The organism is Pseudomonas sp. ZY71, assembly GCF_036542145.1.
Lineage (GTDB): Bacteria > Pseudomonadota > Gammaproteobacteria > Pseudomonadales > Pseudomonadaceae > Aquipseudomonas > Aquipseudomonas koreensis_A.
The window spans coordinates 1,339,314-1,356,592 of the sequence record NZ_CP144274.1; the positions used below are offsets into that span (position 1 = coordinate 1,339,314).

A 17,279-nucleotide genomic window follows, 5' to 3' on the forward strand; every position below is an offset into this window, starting at 1 on the left:
CGTCTGCAAGTCTGCCCGCTGCACACCCCTTGCCGACGGTAAAAAGATTTCCTCTAGCTGCGTCGTTTTCGTCAACTTTGGAGTGTTTACAACAATGGCAAAAATCGTCGACATCAAAGGTCGTGAAGTTCTCGACTCCCGTGGCAATCCCACCGTGGAAGCGGACGTGCTTCTCGACAACGGCATCATCGGCAGCGCTTGCGCGCCGTCCGGTGCATCCACTGGCTCGCGTGAAGCGCTCGAGCTGCGTGATGGCGACAAGAGCCGTTATCTGGGCAAGGGCGTGCTCAAAGCGGTAGCCAACATCAACGGTCCGATCCGCGATCTGCTGCTGGGCACCGACCCAAGCGACCAGAAAGCCCTGGATCACGCGATGATCAAGCTCGACGGTACTGAAAACAAGGCAACTCTGGGCGCCAACGCCATCCTCGCGGTGTCCCTGGCTGCGGCCAAGGCTGCAGCACAGGACCAGGACCTGCCGCTGTACGCACACATCGCCAACCTCAACGGCACTCCGGGTGTCTACTCGATGCCGGTACCGATGATGAACATCATCAACGGTGGCGAGCACGCCGATAACAACGTCGACATCCAGGAATTCATGGTGCAGCCGGTTGGCGCCAAGTCTTTCTCGGAAGGTCTGCGCATGGGCACCGAGATTTTCCATCACTTGAAAGCTGTGTTGAAGGCCCGTGGCCTGAGCACTGCCGTTGGCGACGAAGGCGGTTTCGCACCGAACCTGGCGTCCAACGAAGACGCGTTGAAAGTGATCTCCGAAGCTGTGGCCAACGCCGGTTACAAGCTGGGCACCGACGTGACCCTGGCGCTGGACTGCGCGGCCAGCGAATTCTACGAAGACGGCAAGTACAACCTGTCCGGCGAAGGCCAGGTGTTCACCGCTGAAGGTTTCGCTGACTATCTGAAAGGTCTGACCGAACGTTATCCGATCATCTCGATCGAAGACGGTCTGGACGAGTCCGACTGGGCTGGCTGGAAAATCCTCACCGACAAGATCGGCGAGAAGGTTCAACTGGTAGGCGACGACCTGTTCGTGACCAACACCAAGATCCTGAAAGAGGGCATCGATAAAAACATCGCCAACTCGATCCTGATCAAGTTCAACCAGATCGGCACCCTGACCGAAACCCTGGAAGCCATCCAGATGGCCAAGGCTGCCGGTTACACCGCAGTGATCTCGCACCGTTCGGGCGAAACCGAAGATTCGACCATTGCCGACCTGGCTGTGGGCACCTCGGCTGGCCAGATCAAGACCGGTTCGCTGTGCCGTTCCGACCGCGTTTCCAAGTACAACCAACTGCTGCGTATCGAAGAGCAGTTGAATGGCAAGGCCAAGTACAACGGTCGCAGCGAGTTTCGCGGCTAAGTACAAATCGATGGAAGGACACCGGATTGTGTCGAAAAAGTCGTGACAGCGATGGATTTGCCACTAATCTGATGCCTTAACAGCACAAGCCTGGGTCTTCCAGGCTTCGTGCTATCAGATGCTTCAAAGTTTTGGCGTGGCTGTCTTTTTTCACTGGATACCTGATATTCGATGCGCAGTCCTTACTGGTTGTTTCTCGTTTTGCTCTTGCTACTGGCCGGTCTGCAGTACCGCCTGTGGGTGGGCAATGGCAGTTTGGCGCAGGTCGCCGAGCTGAATCAGCAGATTGCTGATCAACATGCCGAGAACGAAGGTTTGCTGGAGCGCAACCGGGTGATGGACGCTGAAGTCAGCGAGTTGAAAAAGGGTATGGAGACCGTTGAAGAGCGGGCTCGTCACGAACTGGGCATGGTCAAGGACGGCGAAACCCTTTACCAGTTGGCCCAATGATCAATTCCCTGCCGGCCTTCTGGGCCGTGATTCCTGCCGCGGGCGTCGGTGCCCGAATGGCCGCGGACCGTCCCAAGCAATACCTGCAACTTGGCGGGCGCACAATTCTCGAACACAGCCTCGGCTGTTTCCTCGATCACCCAAGCCTTAAAGGGCTGGTGGTCAGTCTTGCGGTTGATGATCCTTATTGGCCGAACCTGGCGAGCGTCAACGATCCGCGTATTCAGCGGGTTGATGGCGGGGCCGAGCGTTCTGGCTCGGTACTCAATGCCTTGCTGCATTTGCATGCGCAGGGTGCCGATGATGAGGATTGGGTGCTGGTGCACGATGCGGCACGGCCGAATCTGAGTCGTGAAGATCTCGACAAGTTACTCGATGAGCTGGCGGATGATCCGGTCGGCGGTTTGCTCGCGGTGCCGGCGCGCGACACGTTGAAGCGGGTCGACAAGCACGGTCGTGTGGTGGAAACCGTCGATCGCAGCGTGATCTGGCAGGCGTATACGCCGCAGATGTTCCGCCTCGGTGCGTTGCATCGGGCGTTGGCGGACAGTCTGGTGGCGGATGCGGTGATTACTGACGAAGCTTCGGCGATGGAGTGGGCTGGCCTGGCGCCGCGCCTGATTGAAGGGCGGGCAGATAACCTGAAGGTGACCCGGCCGGAAGATCTGGAGTGGTTGCGCCAGCGTTGGGCTAACCGCCGCTGAGTGCAGTGGCGCCTTTCAGATTGCCTTCGCGAGCAGGCTCGCTCCCACATTTGATTTGCGCCTGACCCCATATTTGCATTCACCGCCGATCCCCTGTGGGAGCGAGCCTGCTCGCGAAAGCGGTAGTTCAGGCAACCCATCACTCAGCTTCGATACTCCGGCTGCTCAGCCAACCCTTCCTTGAGAAATCCACTAACTTGCGCACCTTCGGCGACAAATGCCGCTGCTGTGGATACAACGCCCACACCGCCGTATTCGGCGGCTGATGCGCCTCCAGCAACGAAATCAACGCACCGCTGTGCAGATGCTCCAGCACGTAATAGTCCGGTAGCTGACACAACCCCACGCCTTGAAGCGCCGCATCCAGCACCGCCTGCCCACTGTTGCAGCGCCAGTTGCCCTGCACCCGTTGGGAAAATTCCCGCCCGTTTTGCTCAAGCTGCCAGATGTCCGAGCTGCCGATCAGACAATTATGGCGACTCAACTCCGACAGACTGTGTGGGCGACCGTACCGCTCAACGTAGGACGGTGACGCGCAGAGATACATTCGTCGTGGCGCCAGGCGCGTAGCGACCAACCGCGAGTCCTGCAAGCGGCCCAAGCGAATCGCCAGATCCAGACCTTCATGCACCAGATCCAATTGGCGATTGCTCAGTTCGATATCGATGCGCAACTGCGGATACAGGCCCATGAAGCGCGTCACCAGCGGCACGATAAAACGTTCGCCGTAGGCGACGGCGCAGGTCATGCGCAGCATGCCTTTCGGTTCGCTGGTCAGATCGCCGACGGCGCGCAATGCTTCCTCGCGACCGTCCTGCAAGCGTTGGCAATGTTGCAGAAAGGTCTGCCCGGCCTCGGTCAGCGTCACCCGGCGGGTGCTGCGATAAAGCAGGCGCGTCTGAAGTCTTTCTTCCAGCCGTACGATTTGTCGACTGACGTGCGAGGACGAAACCCCGAGACGTTCGGCGGCGGCAGTGAACTGGCTGCATTCAGCGACGGCGACGAACTCGTCGATGCCTTCCCAGCGGTTTTCGGACATCGGGATTATCCCTGTGTGGCAATAATGTTTTGCTTTTGTCCGGATTATTCATCGTAGAGCTATGTATTACACTCCTGGTCTGGTTTTTTATTCATTGGATTCACTGGAGAGTCAGCATGATCAAGTCGCGCGCCGCCGTTGCCTTCGAGGCCAAGAAGCCGCTGGAAATCGTAGAAGTCGATGTCGCCATGCCCAAGGCCGGTGAAGTGTTGCTGCGCGTAGTCGCTTCCGGTGTCTGCCACACTGACGCTTACACCCTGTCCGGTGCTGATCCGGAAGGCATCTTCCCGTCGATCCTCGGCCACGAAGGTGGTGCCATCGTTGAAGCCATCGGCGAGGGCGTGACCTCGGTTGCGGTGGGTGATCACGTCATTCCGCTGTACACCCCGGAATGCGGCCAGTGCAAATTCTGCAAGTCGGGCAAGACCAACCTGTGTCAGGCGATTCGCGCAACCCAAGGCAAAGGTTTGATGCCGGACGGCACTTCGCGTTTTTCCTACAAGGGCGAAACGATTTTCCACTACATGGGCACGTCGACCTTTTCGGAATACACCGTGTTGCCGGAAATCTCTGTGGCCAAGATTTCCAAGGATGCACCGCTGGAAAAGGTTTGCCTGCTGGGCTGTGGCGTCACCACCGGTATCGGTGCAGTGCTTAACACCGCCAAGGTCAAACCGGGTGACACCGTGGCCATCTTCGGTCTGGGCGGCATTGGTCTGTCTGCGGTGATCGGCGCGGTGAAAGCCAAGGCTGCGCGCATCATCGCCATCGACATCAACCCGGCCAAGTTCGAGATCGCCAAACAACTCGGCGCCACCGACTGCGTGAACCCGAAAGACTTCGATCGCCCAATCCAGGAAGTGATCGTCGACATGACCGATGGCGGCGTCGACTTCTCCTTCGAATGCATCGGCAACGTGCAACTGATGCGCGCCGCCCTTGAGTGCTGCCACAAAGGTTGGGGTGAGTCGGTGATCATCGGTGTGGCCGGTGCTGGCCAGGAAATTTCGACCCGTCCGTTCCAGTTGGTCACCGGTCGCGTCTGGCGCGGTTCGGCGTTCGGCGGCGTGCGCGGTCGTACCGAGTTGCCAAGCTATGTCGACATGGCTCAGAGCGGCGAGATTCCGTTGGATACTTTCATCACCCACACCATGGGCCTGGAAGACATCAACAAGGCGTTCGACCTGATGCACGAAGGCAAGAGCATCCGTACCGTCATTCATTTCTAAAAGCAGCCCCAAGTTACAAGCTTCAAGCTGCAAGCAAAGGCGCTTTTGCCTTTTCTTGACGCTCGAAGCTTGCCACTTGCAGCTGGGAGAATCCCCATGAGTCTGGAAAACATCTCCTGTCAGAAGAGTTTTGGCGGTTGGCACAAGCGCTATCGCCATCGCTCTGATGTGCTCGGCTGCGACATGGTGTTTGCCGTGTACCTGCCGCCGCAGGCGGAGCAGGGCGGCAAGCTGCCGGTGTTGTACTGGTTGTCGGGCCTGACCTGCACCGATGAGAACTTCATGCACAAGGCCGGCGCAATGCGCATGGCTGCCGAATTGGGTTTGATCATCGTTGCGCCGGACACCAGTCCGCGCGGTCCTGATGTGCCGGGCGATCCGGATGGGGCGTGGGATTTCGGTCTCGGCGCCGGGTTTTATCTGAATGCCACGCAGGAGCCTTGGTCGCGTCACTATCGGATGCATGACTATGTCGTGCAGGAATTGCCTTCACTGGTTGAAGCGCATTTCCCTGCTTCGGATAAACGCAGCATCAGCGGCCACTCCATGGGCGGTCACGGTGCGTTGGTCTGCGCACTGCGAAACCCAGGTCGCTATCAATCGGTGTCGGCGTTCTCGCCGATCAACAACCCGATGGATTGCCCATGGGGGCAAAAGGCGTTCTCCCGTTACTTGGGCGAAGACCGTTCGAAGTGGAAAGAGTGGGATGCCTGCGCACTGATCGCCGAAGCGCATGAAAAACTGCCGCTGCTGGTCGATCAAGGCGATCGCGATGACTTCCTCGCTACCCAGCTCAAACCCGAAGCCTTGCAACAAGCGGTAAAACAAGCGGGCCATCCGCTGACGTTGCGCCTGCAACCGGGCTACGACCACAGCTATTTCTTCATCTCAAGCTTTATAGACGACCACTTGCAGCATCATGCACGCGCCCTCAAGGGTTAATGCAGGTAGAATCACGCCCTGACAAAAATCGGGGCGTTTTTTTTATGCGTATTGGCCACGGCTATGATGTGCACCGTTTCGCTGAAGGCGATTTCATTACTCTGGGCGGCGTGCGCATTGCACACAGCTTCGGGCTGCTCGCTCATTCCGACGGTGACGTCCTGCTGCACGCCTTGAGCGATGCCTTGCTCGGCGCTGCGGCGCTGGGTGATATCGGCAAACACTTCCCGGACACCGACCCGCAATTCAAGGGTGCCGACAGCCGTGCGCTGCTGCGGCACGTGGTCGCGCTGATCCATGCCAAAGGCTGGAAAGTCGGCAACGTCGACAACACCATCGTTGCCCAGGCACCGAAAATGGCCCCGCATATCGAATCGATGCGCGCGCTGATCGCGGCGGATCTTCAAGTTGAGTTGGATCAAGTGAACGTGAAAGCTACCACCACCGAAAAGCTTGGCTTTGTCGGTCGCGAAGAAGGCATTGCCGTGCACTCCGTTGCCTTGTTGCTGCGCGCATGAATGAACTGCAATTGCTCGGCCCGCGCGCCTATGGCGAACCCCTCGGCAGTGCGGTACTGAAAGCCATCGCTGAAGATTTTCAGGTCGATGAAGTCCTCGATATCCCGTTCAGCGGTGACGGTGAACACCTGTGGATCTGGGTCGAGAAACGCGGCCTCAACACTGAAGAAGCTGCGCGGCGTATCGCCAAGGCTGCCGGCGTGCCGTTGCGCACGGTGAGCTATGCCGGCCTCAAGGATCGTCAGGCGCTGACCCGCCAGTGGTTCAGCGTGCAATTGCCGGGCAAGGCCGATCCGGATCTGTCGGCGGCGGAAAACGACACGCTGAAAATCCTCAAGACCACTCGCCACAAGCGCAAGCTGCAACGCGGCGCGCATTCGGCCAATGGTTTCACCTTGCGCCTGACTCAGTTCACTGGCGACAAAGACGCGATTGAACAGCGTCTGCAACTGATCGCCAAGCAAGGCATCCCCAATTATTTCGGCGCCCAGCGTTTCGGCCATGACGGCGGCAACGTCGTTGATGCGCGTGCGTGGGCCGCGCGCAAAGCCTTGCCTGAGCAACGTAATGTGCGTTCGCGCCTGCTCTCGACCGCGCGCAGCTTCCTGTTCAACAAGGTGCTCGCCGCCCGGGTCGCCGATGGCACCTGGCAAAAAGCCCAGGTCGGCGATCTGCTGGCCTTTACCGACAGCCGCAGTTTTTTCCCGGCCGGTGAGGCTGAGTGCAGCGACCCGCGTCTGGCGATTCTTGACCTGCATCCGACCGGCCCGCAGTGGGGCGAAGGTGACTCGCCGACTGCAGGCGTTGTCCATGAACTGGAGCAGGGGATTGCCGCCGATGAAGCGGATCTGCGCGATTGGTTGATCAACGCCGGTATGAGTCACGAACGTCGCATCCTGCGGCTGCCCATTGGCGGGTTGACGTGGCATTATCCCCAGCCTGACATTCTGCAACTGGAATTCGTCCTCCCGGCCGGATGCTTCGCCACTGTATTGGTGCGCGAACTCGTTGATCTGGTGCCGGTGGGGCAGACGGACAGCCCATGCGTATTCTGATTTCTAACGACGATGGGGTAACCGCACCCGGTCTTGCCGCGCTTTATGCTGCGCTGGCGGATTACACCGAGTGCGTGGTTATCGCCCCGGAGCAGGACAAAAGTGGCGCCAGCAGTTCGCTGACGCTCGACCGTCCGCTGCACCCGCAATACCTGGCCAACGGCTTTATCAGCCTTAATGGCACACCGACCGACTGCGTGCACCTGGGCCTGAACGGCTTGCTGGAGCGCGAGGCGGACATGGTGGTTTCCGGCATCAACCTCGGCGCCAACCTTGGCGACGATGTGCTGTATTCCGGGACCGTGGCGGCCGCCCTCGAGGGACGTTTTCTCGAGCGTCCCTCGTTCGCTTTTTCGCTGGTTTCGCGGCAGGTGGATAATCTGCCGACGGCGGCGTACTTTGCGCGCAAACTGGTCGAGGCCCATGCCGGGCTCGATCTGCCGCCGCGCACGGTGCTCAACGTGAACATCCCCAACCTGCCCATCGACCATATCCGTGGCATCCAGCTGACCCGACTGGGCCATCGCGCCCGCGCGGCGGCGCCGATGAAAGTGGTCGATCCGCGTGGCAAGGCCGGTTACTGGATTGCCGCTGCCGGCGATGCCGAAGATGGCGGTCCGGGTACGGACTTTCACGCGGTGATGCAGGGCTACGTTTCCATCACGCCGTTGCAGCTCGATCGCACCTTTAACGATGCGTTCAGAAGCCTCGACGGCTGGCTGGAGGGATTGCGCTGATGGCCCGTGAACACGAAGACCGGCTGCGCAGCGGCATCGGCATGACCTCGCAGCGTACCCGCGAGCGTCTTATCCAGCGCCTGTACGAAGAAGGCGTGTCCAACGCCAAGGTGCTGGAAGTGATTCGACGCACGCCGCGTCATCTGTTCGTCGATGAAGCGCTGGCCCATCGCGCTTACGAGGACACCGCGCTGCCGATCGGCAATAACCAGACGATTTCCCAGCCTTATATGGTCGCGCGCATGAGCGAGCTGCTGTTGGAGGCAGGGCCGCTGGATAAAGTGCTGGAGATCGGCACCGGCTCCGGTTACCAGACTGCGGTGTTGTCGCAACTGGTCGAGCGAGTGTTCTCGGTCGAGCGCATCAAGGTGCTGCAGGACCGTGCCAAGGAACGTCTGGTCGAACTGAACCTGCGCAACGTGGTGTTCCGCTGGGGCGATGGCTGGGAAGGCTGGCCGGCGCTGGCGCCGTATAACGGCATCATCGTCACCGCCGTGGCCACGGATGTACCGCAAGCCTTGCTCGATCAATTGGCTCCGGGCGGACGCATGGTGATTCCCGTGGGCTCGGGAGAAGTGCAGCAATTGTTGCTGATCGTGCGTGAGGAAAACGGTTTTTCCCGACACGTTCTGGGGGCTGTTCGTTTCGTGCCGTTGCTCAATGGGCCGCTGGCCTGAGCATTTGTTTGCGTGTGCTGAATTCCTTTCGTTCGCCTGTGTCTTACTTCGGCGACGATGGTTTAAACGCAGCAGATTGTCAGCTGGCAAACGTGTGCGCGAAGCGATTTCGCTTCATTAAAGGTAAAGCCGATCCGGCCCGTTATACTTGCGACACCTCATGCCGACATCCGGCATTTCACATTTTTCAGCCACCACAAAGGGAGCGGCGGGTGAGTCTCACAGTCATTGCGCAGCGTATGGGTAACACGAGCTTTCAGCGCCTGGTGACTGGCCTTGTCTTGAGCACCTTGCTGGTCGGTTGCTCCAGCACCAAATCGAGCAATGTGCGGGTGGTCGATCGCAACAATGCGGTGGCCCAGCGTCCTACCGTGACGACCGGACAGTATGTAGTCCGTCCGGGCGATACGATGTTTTCGATCGCGTTTCGCTACGGCTGGGACTACAAAGCCCTCGCGGCCCGGAACAATATTCCTACGCCGTACACGATCCATCCGGGTCAGACGATTCGCTTCGATGGCCGCACCGGTTCAACGCCGACGGCGGTGGTGAGCAACAGCAGTTCTTCGCCTTCTTCATCGAGCAAAACTACGGTAATCCGGCGCCAGGCAAATGGCACGACGACCACCACAACCACCGGTTCTACGGGTGGTTCTGCTGGCGTTGCACCGTCCGTCGCCAACAAGCAAGCACCCGCTCCACTGCCTCCGGCAGGCCCGGCCCCGACCGGCTGGGGATGGCCATCTAATGGCATTCTGATTGGAAAATTCTCTTCAAACGGTAGTTTGAATAAAGGAATTGATATCGCCGGGGATTTGGGACAGCCTGTTTTAGCTGCGTCTGATGGGACGGTGGTATACGCCGGGAGTGGCTTAAGGGGCTACGGCGAATTAGTCATCATCAAACACAGCGAAACCTACGTCAGTGCCTACGGACATAACCGCAGGCTGTTGGTTCGGGAGGGACAGCAGGTCAAGGTCGGACAGACAATTGCCGAAATGGGGTCAACGGGTACAGACCGGGTGAAACTGCATTTTGAGATTCGCCGCCAAGGTAAACCTGTAGATCCGCTGCAGTTCCTGCCAAGACGTTGATTTGTAAGCCAGCCTGTTCCGTCACGTAGAGGGGACAGGCTCCAGCGCTGCCAAGGATAAAGGCGCCGCTTGAGCTTGGGGTCGAACTCACCAAAGGACTATAACAATGGCTCTCAGTAAAGAAGTGCCGGAGTTTGACATCGACGATGAGGTTCTCCTTATGGAGACCGGCATCGATTCGGAATCTTCGATGTCGAATGATGAAGGGGCTGCTCCACCTTCCGTTCGTTCCAAATCCAAACACTCCGCTTCACTTAAACAACATAAGTACATCGACTACACGCGGGCACTTGATGCCACGCAGCTGTATCTCAACGAAATCGGCTTTTCCCCACTGCTCTCTCCGGAGGAAGAGGTTCATTTTGCGCGACTGTCGCAAAGTGGCGATCCGGCCGGACGCAAGCGCATGATTGAAAGTAACCTGCGGCTGGTGGTGAAAATCGCCCGGCGTTACGTCAATCGGGGGCTGTCGCTGCTGGATCTGATCGAAGAGGGCAACCTCGGGCTGATCCGCGCGGTGGAAAAGTTCGATCCCGAACGTGGCTTCCGCTTCTCGACTTACGCGACATGGTGGATTCGTCAGACCATCGAGCGCGCGATCATGAATCAGACCCGGACTATCCGGTTGCCGATTCATGTGGTCAAGGAACTCAATGTGTACCTGCGGGCTGCACGGGAGCTGACGCAAAAGCTCGACCACGAACCTTCACCCGAAGAAATTGCCAACCTGCTGGAAAAACCGGTGGGCGAGGTCAAGCGCATGCTGGGCCTGAACGAACGGGTTTCTTCGGTCGACGTCTCGCTGGGTCCGGATTCGGATAAAACCCTGCTGGACACCCTCACTGATGATCGTCCAACCGATCCCTGTGAACTGCTGCAGGACGACGACCTGTCGCAGAGCATTGATCAATGGCTGTCGGAGCTGACTGACAAGCAGCGCGAGGTGGTTGTACGCCGCTTCGGTCTGCGCGGCCACGAGAGCAGCACGCTGGAAGATGTAGGCCTGGAGATCGGCCTGACCCGGGAACGGGTGCGGCAGATCCAGGTAGAAGGCCTCAAACGCCTTCGTGAAATCCTCGAGAAGAATGGCCTGTCGAGCGAGTCGCTGTTCCAGTAAGCGCCTCACACGCTCGCCCGCAAGAAGCCCCGACTGGTTCGGGGTTTTTTGTTGGCCTCGATTTAACGCTCATCTCGCAAGCCTTTTTCATTGTCAGACGTACGGTTGGCATTTCCATCGTTTGTAGTCTCGCGGTGTAAGCCTTGGCTTACTCTTTCGTAAGTGTTCACTATCTTTACAAGACGGCAGACGTCGATTGCTCTCCATGTCGCTGCATAACATATTGATTTGTATATTTATTTTTTAGTATGAAGTGCTTATTACAGCGCTTTCCCAGACTCAGGGCCGATTGCTCTCGCCGGGGAATTCTCTAGTATCTGGGTTGTGTCGACGGACAGACACGCCCTTCAAGGAAGAGGGGAACGGACATCGCAGGAAGCGATTCATCAGGACGATGAAAAGGAATACAGGGAATAGGGAAAAAATGTGGGCGGGTCATACCGCCCCTTTTTTTTGCCCGTAGAAAAGTAAAAGACAGAAAAGCAAAAAGGCCCGCAAGGGGCCTTTTCATTCGAGCGCGCGACAGATCAGCGTTCGAGATCTTTGATCTTGCCTTTGACGCCATCCCACTCTTCAGCATCTGGCAGCGATTCTTTCTTCTCGGTGATGTTCGGCCAGATTTCAGCCAGATCAACGTTCAGTTGAATGAACTCCTGCATCTCTTCCGGAACTTCGTCCTCGGAGAAGATGGCTACAGCCGGACATTCCGGTTCGCACAGGGCGCAGTCGATGCACTCATCCGGGTGAATCACCAGGAAGTTCGGGCCTTCGTAAAAGCAGTCCACCGGACACACTTCTACGCAGTCGGTGTACTTGCACTTGATGCAGTTGTCGGTGACGACGAAGGTCATTTCTAATTTTCTCCTCAGGCGGCGGCAGCGTTGCCCCTTCACGGTTGGGGTCGCCAGGTTCGGGAGCGATACCTGCTGGCCAGGCTATTAGCCAGCAGCATCCCAAACCGCGCGAGATTCTAACAGCTTGAAGCCGTTTGCGTTATATCCGCTTCTTCAGTGCTTATATCCGGTTCTTCAATGCATAGAGCATTTCGAGCGCACGACGCGGGGTCAGGTCATCCAGATCCAGTTTAGCCAGCTCATCGAGCACCGGGTGCGGCAGGCTGGCGAACATGTCGCTCTGCTGTGGCGTCGCCGGTTTGCCCTTGGCGACCGGTTTCGGCGCTTCATGCGGCAAAGCGGTTTCTTCCAGTCGGCTCAAGTGCTCGCGGGCACGCACGATCACTTCGCTCGGCACACCGGCCAATTGCGCCACTGCCAGGCCATAGCTTTGGCTGGCAGGGCCGGGCAGCACGTGGTGCAGGAACACGATGCGTTCGTTGTGCTCGGTGGCGTTGAGGTGGACGTTGGCCACCAGTGGCTCGGCTTCCGGCAACACAGTCAGTTCGAAGTAGTGCGTAGCGAACAGCGTATAGGCGCGCAAATGAGCCAGACGCTCGGCCGCCGCCCATGCCAGCGACAGACCGTCGAAGGTGCTGGTGCCGCGACCGACTTCGTCCATCAACACCAGGCTGCGCTCGGTGGCGTTGTGCAGGATGTTCGCGGTTTCGCTCATTTCGACCATGAAGGTCGAACGACCACCGGCCAAGTCATCACTGGAGCCGATGCGGGTGAAAATGCGGTCGACCAGCGACAGTTCGCAACTGGCCGCCGGTACGAAGCTGCCGATATGCGCCAGCAGCACGATCAATGCGGTTTGACGCATGTAGGTGGATTTACCGCCCATGTTCGGGCCGGTGATCACCAACATGCGCGTGTTGTCGTCCAGGCTCAGGTCGTTGGCCACGAACGGCGTGGTCAGCACTTGCTCGACCACCGGGTGACGACCCTGGGTGATGCGCATGCACGGCTCGCTGACGAAGCGCGGGCAGTTCAGGTCGAGGTTCAGCGCACGCTCGGCGAGGTTGCTCAACACGTCCAGTTCCGCCAGTGCGCCGGCGGTGTCCTGCAACGGCGGCAACTGGCTGATCAGATCTTCCAGCAGCGCTTCGTAGAGCATCTTCTCGCGGGCTAGAGCACGGCTCTTGGCCGATAGCGCCTTGTCTTCGAACTCTTTCAGCTCAGGCGTGATGAAACGCTCGGCACCTTTCAGCGTCTGGCGACGGATGTAATCCGCCGGGGCGGATTCGGCCTGCTTGCTCGGCAACTCGATGAAGTAGCCGTGAATGCGGTTGTAGCCGACTTTCAGGTGGCTCAGGCCGGTACGGGCCTTCTCGCGTGCTTCCAGGTCGATAAGGAATTGGCCGGCGTTTTCGCTCAGCGATTGCAGCTCGTCGAGTTCGCTGTCATAGCCGGTTTTCAACACGCCGCCGTCACGGATCACCGCTGGCGGGTTGTCGATGATGGCTTTTTCCAGCAATGCCGCCAGTTCCGGATAAGTGCTGGTGATCGTCGCCAGACCTTGCAGGTGCGGCGCTTCCAGATCGGTCATTGCCACTTGCAGTTCAGGCAGTGCGCCAAGGGCGTCACGCAGGCGCGCCAAGTCACGAGGACGCGCGTTGCGCAGGCCGATCCGCGCAAGAATCCGCTCGATGTCGCCGATTTCCTTGAGCTGCGGCTGCAGCTTTTCGAAGCGGTAGCGATCGAGCAGGCAAGTGATCGAGGTCTGGCGCGCCAGCAATACCGTCAGATCGCGCATCGGGCGATTCAGCCAGCGAGTCAGCAAACGGCTGCCCATGGCGGTCTGGCAGCGATCGACCACCGATTGCAGGGTGTTGTCGCGACCACCGGCCAGGTTGGTGTCGAGTTCAAGGTTGCGACGGCTCGCACCGTCCAGCACCACGGTGTCGTCGAGACGTTCGTGGCGCAGGCTGCGCAGGTGGGGCAGGGCAGTACGCTGGGTTTCCTTGGCGTAGGCCAACAGGCAACCGGCAGCGCCGATGGCCAGGGTCAGGTTCTCGCAGCCAAAGCCCTTCAGGTCTTGGGTGGAGAACTGCTGGCAAAGGCTTTTCAGTGCTGAATCACGCTCGAAATCCCACGGCGCACGACGACTGACGCCACGGCGTTTTTCCGCTGGCAAGTCCCTCGGCCAGTCATCCGGGATCAGCAGCTCCACCGGATTGATCCGCTCCAGTTCCGCCAACAGGTTCTCCCAACCTTTGATTTCCGACACGCTGAAACTGCCGCTGGTGATGTCCAGCACGGCCAGACCGAACAGGCGCTCGTCACCCAGCAGTGCAGCGATCAGGTTGTCGCGGCGCTCGTCGAGCAGCGCCTCGTCACTGACCGTCCCCGGCGTGAGGATCCGCACGACCTGACGCTCCACCGGGCCTTTGCTGGTCGCTGGGTCGCCGACTTGCTCGCAGATCACCACCGATTCGCCAAGCTTGACCAGTTTCGCCAGATAGCCTTCCGCTGCGTGGTAAGGAATGCCACACATCGGAATCGCCTGCCCCGCCGACTGTCCGCGCGCGGTCAGGGTGATGTCGAGCAACTTGGCCGCCTTCTTCGCGTCTTCGTAGAAGATCTCGTAGAAGTCGCCCATGCGGTAGAACATCAGCTGATCTGGATGCTGATTCTTCAGTCGCCAGTACTGCTGCATCATTGGGGTGTGGGAGGACAGGTCTGAAATAGCTTTATTCATCAGGGGTTTAGCTTTACCGGAAAAAGTGACAAGGCAAAAACGGGGTCGTTTGCATCTACGAAATGGCGAGTGTTTGCCAGCGATGCGGCCCGTGGGTTGATTCAGTGGGGCTGAGTATGAAGTTTTTTTGAGGTGGATGCAGCAACGCGCGGCCGCTCGGGTTGGCATTGTGTCCTATAGTGCCGAAAAGCTATCGAATGATCGGAATTCGAGGATTGCAGATCAGTTGAGGACGCAGCTTGGAACAGTCAGAGGGCATCGGTTCAGGAGCATCAGCGAGCGATTGTTACTACGATGCGGAAAAAATGACCCTCAGCCGGGCGCGGCAGGCAGCGGTGCTGGGCAGCAATGAAAGTGACCTGCTGCTGGCGCTGATAGCCGGCGTGACCGACAAGGAACAGCTTATCTCCCGAGTCTGGGGGGAGCGCGGCCTGGTGATTTCCGACAGCAGTTATTACAAGACCCTGCACATGCTCCGCGCGCATTTCGCTGACGTTGGTTTGCCGCGGGACAGTCTCAAGACTTTGCCACGCCGTGGCGTGGTGCTGTTGTGTGAAATCCGGTTGCTCAGCGCGCAGACTCAAGCCTCTGAGTCGCCGCCAGCGCTGGTAAATGATGCTGAACCCTTCATCGTCGACGCTCCCACGGTGAAAAAGCCATTCAGTCGTTACTGGCGCTTCCTTTTGCCGGCAATCCTGGTGCCGGCAATTGCTCTTCCGGTCTTTTACGCCTATCTGGTGTTTAAAAAGCCTGCCGATCTGGAGGAGTGGAAACTCATTTGGCAAGAGGGTGAGGCGAAGTTGTATGTAGAAGAAAGTGAAAGAATGTCCAAAGACGATATTGTCAAAGCGCTCAACGAGTTCGAACCACCGATTATACTGTCCGATATCAACTATTATGTGCGAAAACCGCTCTCCCAATTACTGGTCAAGTGCATCAAGCCGGAAAGCAAGGGGGAGGCCATATGCGTGAACTACCAACTCGTTGGAAAAAAATAATCGTAGTGATTGCCGCGTTGTCTGTATTCATCTTCGGTGCTCTGGTCATAAAGCATTTTTATTTGATCAATCGCGATATTCCACGCGCACCCTGTTTTGCATCCATAGACTTTGTCCATACGCAGGATCACAAAGTTCGTTGGCATGGCGTTGGAGAAATGACCATCGACCCAACGGAAGGCGCTCTCTATGTGCACTACGTCGTTAAAACCCCTGAAGGCAAAGTCTATACCTATGATCGCAAGTTCGAGATTGCCTTAACCCATCTGGATACTTCCAGGTTTCTGTTCAAGACGCGTTCGATTGTAAAGTTTGACGCGGACACCGCCGGCGATGAACTTCCGTTTATGCAAAGAGGTTTTCAAGGCGGTATGGTGACGTTCAATTACTTCTCCGATACCGAGTACTACTACAACATCAATAACTTGATCAATGGCGTATGCCACGTCCCTCGCTAGCGAAAATCCCCGGGGTGCAAGGCCTCTGGGCGATTAAGTAAGACTGAGTAAGAGGCCTGTAAGGCCTTGACGCTCCTGCGTTGTTAATGTGATTCGAGTCAAGCCAACAGCCCTTGCGACTACCCGAGAGTCAGTGCAGTGCGGCTGTTTGGTTGCCTTGAATAATATGGCGATGTTTAAGCTGTTGAGGAACGTTATAGATGCTTTGGTTTTGCGTGCGCAGTGCTCATGGGGCCAAGTCTCCCGTCTGGAAGCGATCAATTGCAATAAATAGGGAAGGTATCGTGTTTGTGCCGGCGGTTATGGGTGGAAAAGAAAAGGACGTCAGTATTTCCACGTTGTCTGATCGTACTCCGGTGTTGCTGTGCTTCGATCATGTTTACGTACCAGTGGCGTGGATGGTCGAACACTTCCCAATGTGTAGAGTTCGTTGTTGCGAAATGCTGAAGGCAGCACTTTTTGCTATACGGGAAACGTTAGTTAGTCGCGAGGCATGGTCTCGTGTGAGCTACTTTCATGGGCGCGCTGGAGAAAACAACTATCTGGGGCTTGTCTGATGAGATCAAGTCTGTTGTGGAATCTGTCCCTGCTGATTGGCAGCGTTTTGATCATCGATAGTTCAAGGGCTGACTCGCGGGAAAGTTGCGCGCAGCGCCGCGCTGAACTTGTGTTGCAAATTGAGCGCGCCGATAAGGCGGACAATGTATATCGCAAGTCCGGTCTGGAGCGGGCGCTGGCCAATGTCGAGCGTTATTGCCAAGAACCCTCCGCGCAAGATGACCGTTCTAGCTCCATCCAAAAGGCCGAAGCCGAAGTGCGACGCAGACAGAACTATCTGGAGGCCGCGCGTCAGTACGGCGATGTGAAAGTCATCAAGAAACAGGAAGCCAGGCTCGAACGAGCTCAGACAAAACTGCAAAAGCTCATGGATGAGTAAAGGGTCAACCACGGCGAACACGCCGCAGCAGGTTTTCTTTTTTCAACTCTGTAATTCAACAGGCTCATCAGTGACACCGGGGAACCGAATATGAAAAATATCCTTATCTTTGCTTCAGTCATTACTTCTGCTGTGCTGATCTCTGGCTGCACCGCCACTGACTGGGTGCACGCTGCCGGGGGAATCATGGGCGCCAAGGACGATTACGACAGAAAGGCCAGAACCGATCGACTAAAAAAAGCCAATGCTGCCGCGCGTCGCGTCAAAGGCTGACCGCACGTTGGAACCGGGCCGTTATTCGATGCAAAATGATGGCTTGGCAATATCATTTTGCATCTGGTTT

Annotated in this window: 18 protein-coding genes; 15 read left to right on the forward strand and 3 right to left on the reverse strand. The window is 57.7% G+C overall.

The features are described 5' to 3' along the window. Window positions 1-94 precede the first annotated feature (94 nt). The 3 genes from eno to ispD all read left to right on the forward strand — a co-directional run bounded on the left by eno (window position 95) and on the right by ispD (window position 2,538). On the forward strand, window positions 95-1,384 hold the full coding sequence (gene eno, locus VY732_RS05735; RefSeq protein WP_007908839.1) for a phosphopyruvate hydratase: 1,290 nt from the start codon (window positions 95-97) through the stop codon (window positions 1,382-1,384). A 171-nt stretch (window positions 1,385-1,555) separates the two neighbouring features. Then, entirely contained in the window at window positions 1,556-1,834 is a 279-nt protein-coding gene (ftsB, locus tag VY732_RS05740) for a cell division protein FtsB (protein WP_007908838.1), read from the forward strand. Next, window positions 1,831-2,538, forward strand: coding sequence for a 2-C-methyl-D-erythritol 4-phosphate cytidylyltransferase (gene ispD / locus VY732_RS05745; RefSeq protein WP_116028749.1), 708 nt, complete (start codon window positions 1,831-1,833; stop codon window positions 2,536-2,538). The genes ftsB and ispD overlap by 4 nt, the downstream gene beginning before the upstream one ends. 139 nt (window positions 2,539-2,677) lie before the next feature. Here the strand turns inward: ispD and VY732_RS05750 are convergent, their stop codons facing one another. Continuing rightward, on the reverse strand, window positions 2,678-3,577 hold the full coding sequence (locus VY732_RS05750; RefSeq protein WP_331694888.1) for a LysR substrate-binding domain-containing protein: 900 nt from the start codon (window positions 3,575-3,577) through the stop codon (window positions 2,678-2,680). Window positions 3,578-3,693: 116 nt separating this feature from the next. Here VY732_RS05750 and VY732_RS05755 point away from each other — a divergent pair, with 116 nt between their 5' ends. From VY732_RS05755 to rpoS, 8 genes are all read left to right on the forward strand, one after another. Then, window positions 3,694-4,806, forward strand: a complete 1,113-nt coding sequence (locus tag VY732_RS05755; protein ID WP_008081726.1) for an S-(hydroxymethyl)glutathione dehydrogenase/class III alcohol dehydrogenase — start codon at window positions 3,694-3,696, stop codon at window positions 4,804-4,806. 90 nt (window positions 4,807-4,896) lie between these two features. Continuing rightward, window positions 4,897-5,748, forward strand: a complete 852-nt coding sequence (fghA, locus tag VY732_RS05760) for an S-formylglutathione hydrolase (RefSeq protein ID WP_176091695.1) — start codon at window positions 4,897-4,899, stop codon at window positions 5,746-5,748. Window positions 5,749-5,792: 44 nt separating this feature from the next. After that, complete coding sequence (ispF, locus tag VY732_RS05765; protein ID WP_034149878.1) at window positions 5,793-6,266, forward strand: 2-C-methyl-D-erythritol 2,4-cyclodiphosphate synthase; 474 nt, start codon at window positions 5,793-5,795, stop codon at window positions 6,264-6,266. Continuing rightward, window positions 6,263-7,321 carry a tRNA pseudouridine(13) synthase TruD gene (gene truD / locus VY732_RS05770; protein WP_123594882.1) on the forward strand — a complete coding sequence of 353 codons (1,059 nt, stop codon included), beginning with the start codon at window positions 6,263-6,265 and terminating at the stop codon, window positions 7,319-7,321. Before ispF ends, truD begins: the two co-directional genes overlap by 4 nt. After that, a complete protein-coding gene (gene surE, locus VY732_RS05775) occupies window positions 7,309-8,058 on the forward strand; it encodes a 5'/3'-nucleotidase SurE (RefSeq protein ID WP_007908831.1) in 750 nt (249 codons plus the stop codon). The genes truD and surE overlap by 13 nt, the downstream gene beginning before the upstream one ends. 41 nt (window positions 8,059-8,099) lie before the next feature. Continuing rightward, window positions 8,100-8,735, forward strand: a complete 636-nt coding sequence (locus tag VY732_RS05780; protein WP_171057346.1) for a protein-L-isoaspartate(D-aspartate) O-methyltransferase — start codon at window positions 8,100-8,102, stop codon at window positions 8,733-8,735. Window positions 8,736-8,947: 212 nt separating this feature from the next. Continuing rightward, the gene (locus VY732_RS05785; protein ID WP_116028752.1) at window positions 8,948-9,829 is read left to right on the forward strand and encodes a peptidoglycan DD-metalloendopeptidase family protein; all 882 of its coding nucleotides are present in this window, start codon (window positions 8,948-8,950) and stop codon (window positions 9,827-9,829) included. 106 nt (window positions 9,830-9,935) lie between these two features. Then, window positions 9,936-10,946, forward strand: coding sequence for an RNA polymerase sigma factor RpoS (rpoS, locus tag VY732_RS05790; RefSeq protein WP_038357938.1), 1,011 nt, complete (start codon window positions 9,936-9,938; stop codon window positions 10,944-10,946). Window positions 10,947-11,473: 527 nt separating this feature from the next. On the opposite strand, the gene fdxA is transcribed toward rpoS, so the two are convergent. Further along, on the reverse strand, window positions 11,474-11,797 hold the full coding sequence (gene fdxA, locus VY732_RS05795) for a ferredoxin FdxA (RefSeq protein WP_008077096.1): 324 nt from the start codon (window positions 11,795-11,797) through the stop codon (window positions 11,474-11,476). Between the two features lie 163 nt (window positions 11,798-11,960). Then, entirely contained in the window at window positions 11,961-14,531 is a 2,571-nt protein-coding gene (gene mutS, locus VY732_RS05800; protein WP_331695842.1) for a DNA mismatch repair protein MutS, read from the reverse strand. Window positions 14,532-14,782: 251 nt separating this feature from the next. On the opposite strand from mutS, the gene VY732_RS05805 reads away from it, so the two are divergent. From VY732_RS05805 to VY732_RS05820, 4 genes are all read left to right on the forward strand, one after another. Continuing rightward, window positions 14,783-15,541: a winged helix-turn-helix domain-containing protein gene (locus VY732_RS05805; protein ID WP_123594880.1), complete on the forward strand. Its 759-nt coding sequence runs from the start codon at window positions 14,783-14,785 to the stop codon at window positions 15,539-15,541. Next, window positions 15,508-15,999, forward strand: a complete 492-nt coding sequence (locus VY732_RS05810) for a hypothetical protein (protein WP_331694889.1) — start codon at window positions 15,508-15,510, stop codon at window positions 15,997-15,999. Before VY732_RS05805 ends, VY732_RS05810 begins: the two co-directional genes overlap by 34 nt. Before the next feature lie 556 nt (window positions 16,000-16,555). After that, on the forward strand, window positions 16,556-16,936 hold the full coding sequence (locus VY732_RS05815; RefSeq protein WP_137217526.1) for a DUF1090 family protein: 381 nt from the start codon (window positions 16,556-16,558) through the stop codon (window positions 16,934-16,936). A gap of 90 nt (window positions 16,937-17,026) precedes the next feature. Beyond that, window positions 17,027-17,209, forward strand: coding sequence for a hypothetical protein (locus VY732_RS05820; RefSeq protein WP_077571335.1), 183 nt, complete (start codon window positions 17,027-17,029; stop codon window positions 17,207-17,209). Window positions 17,210-17,279: the final 70 nt, after the last annotated feature.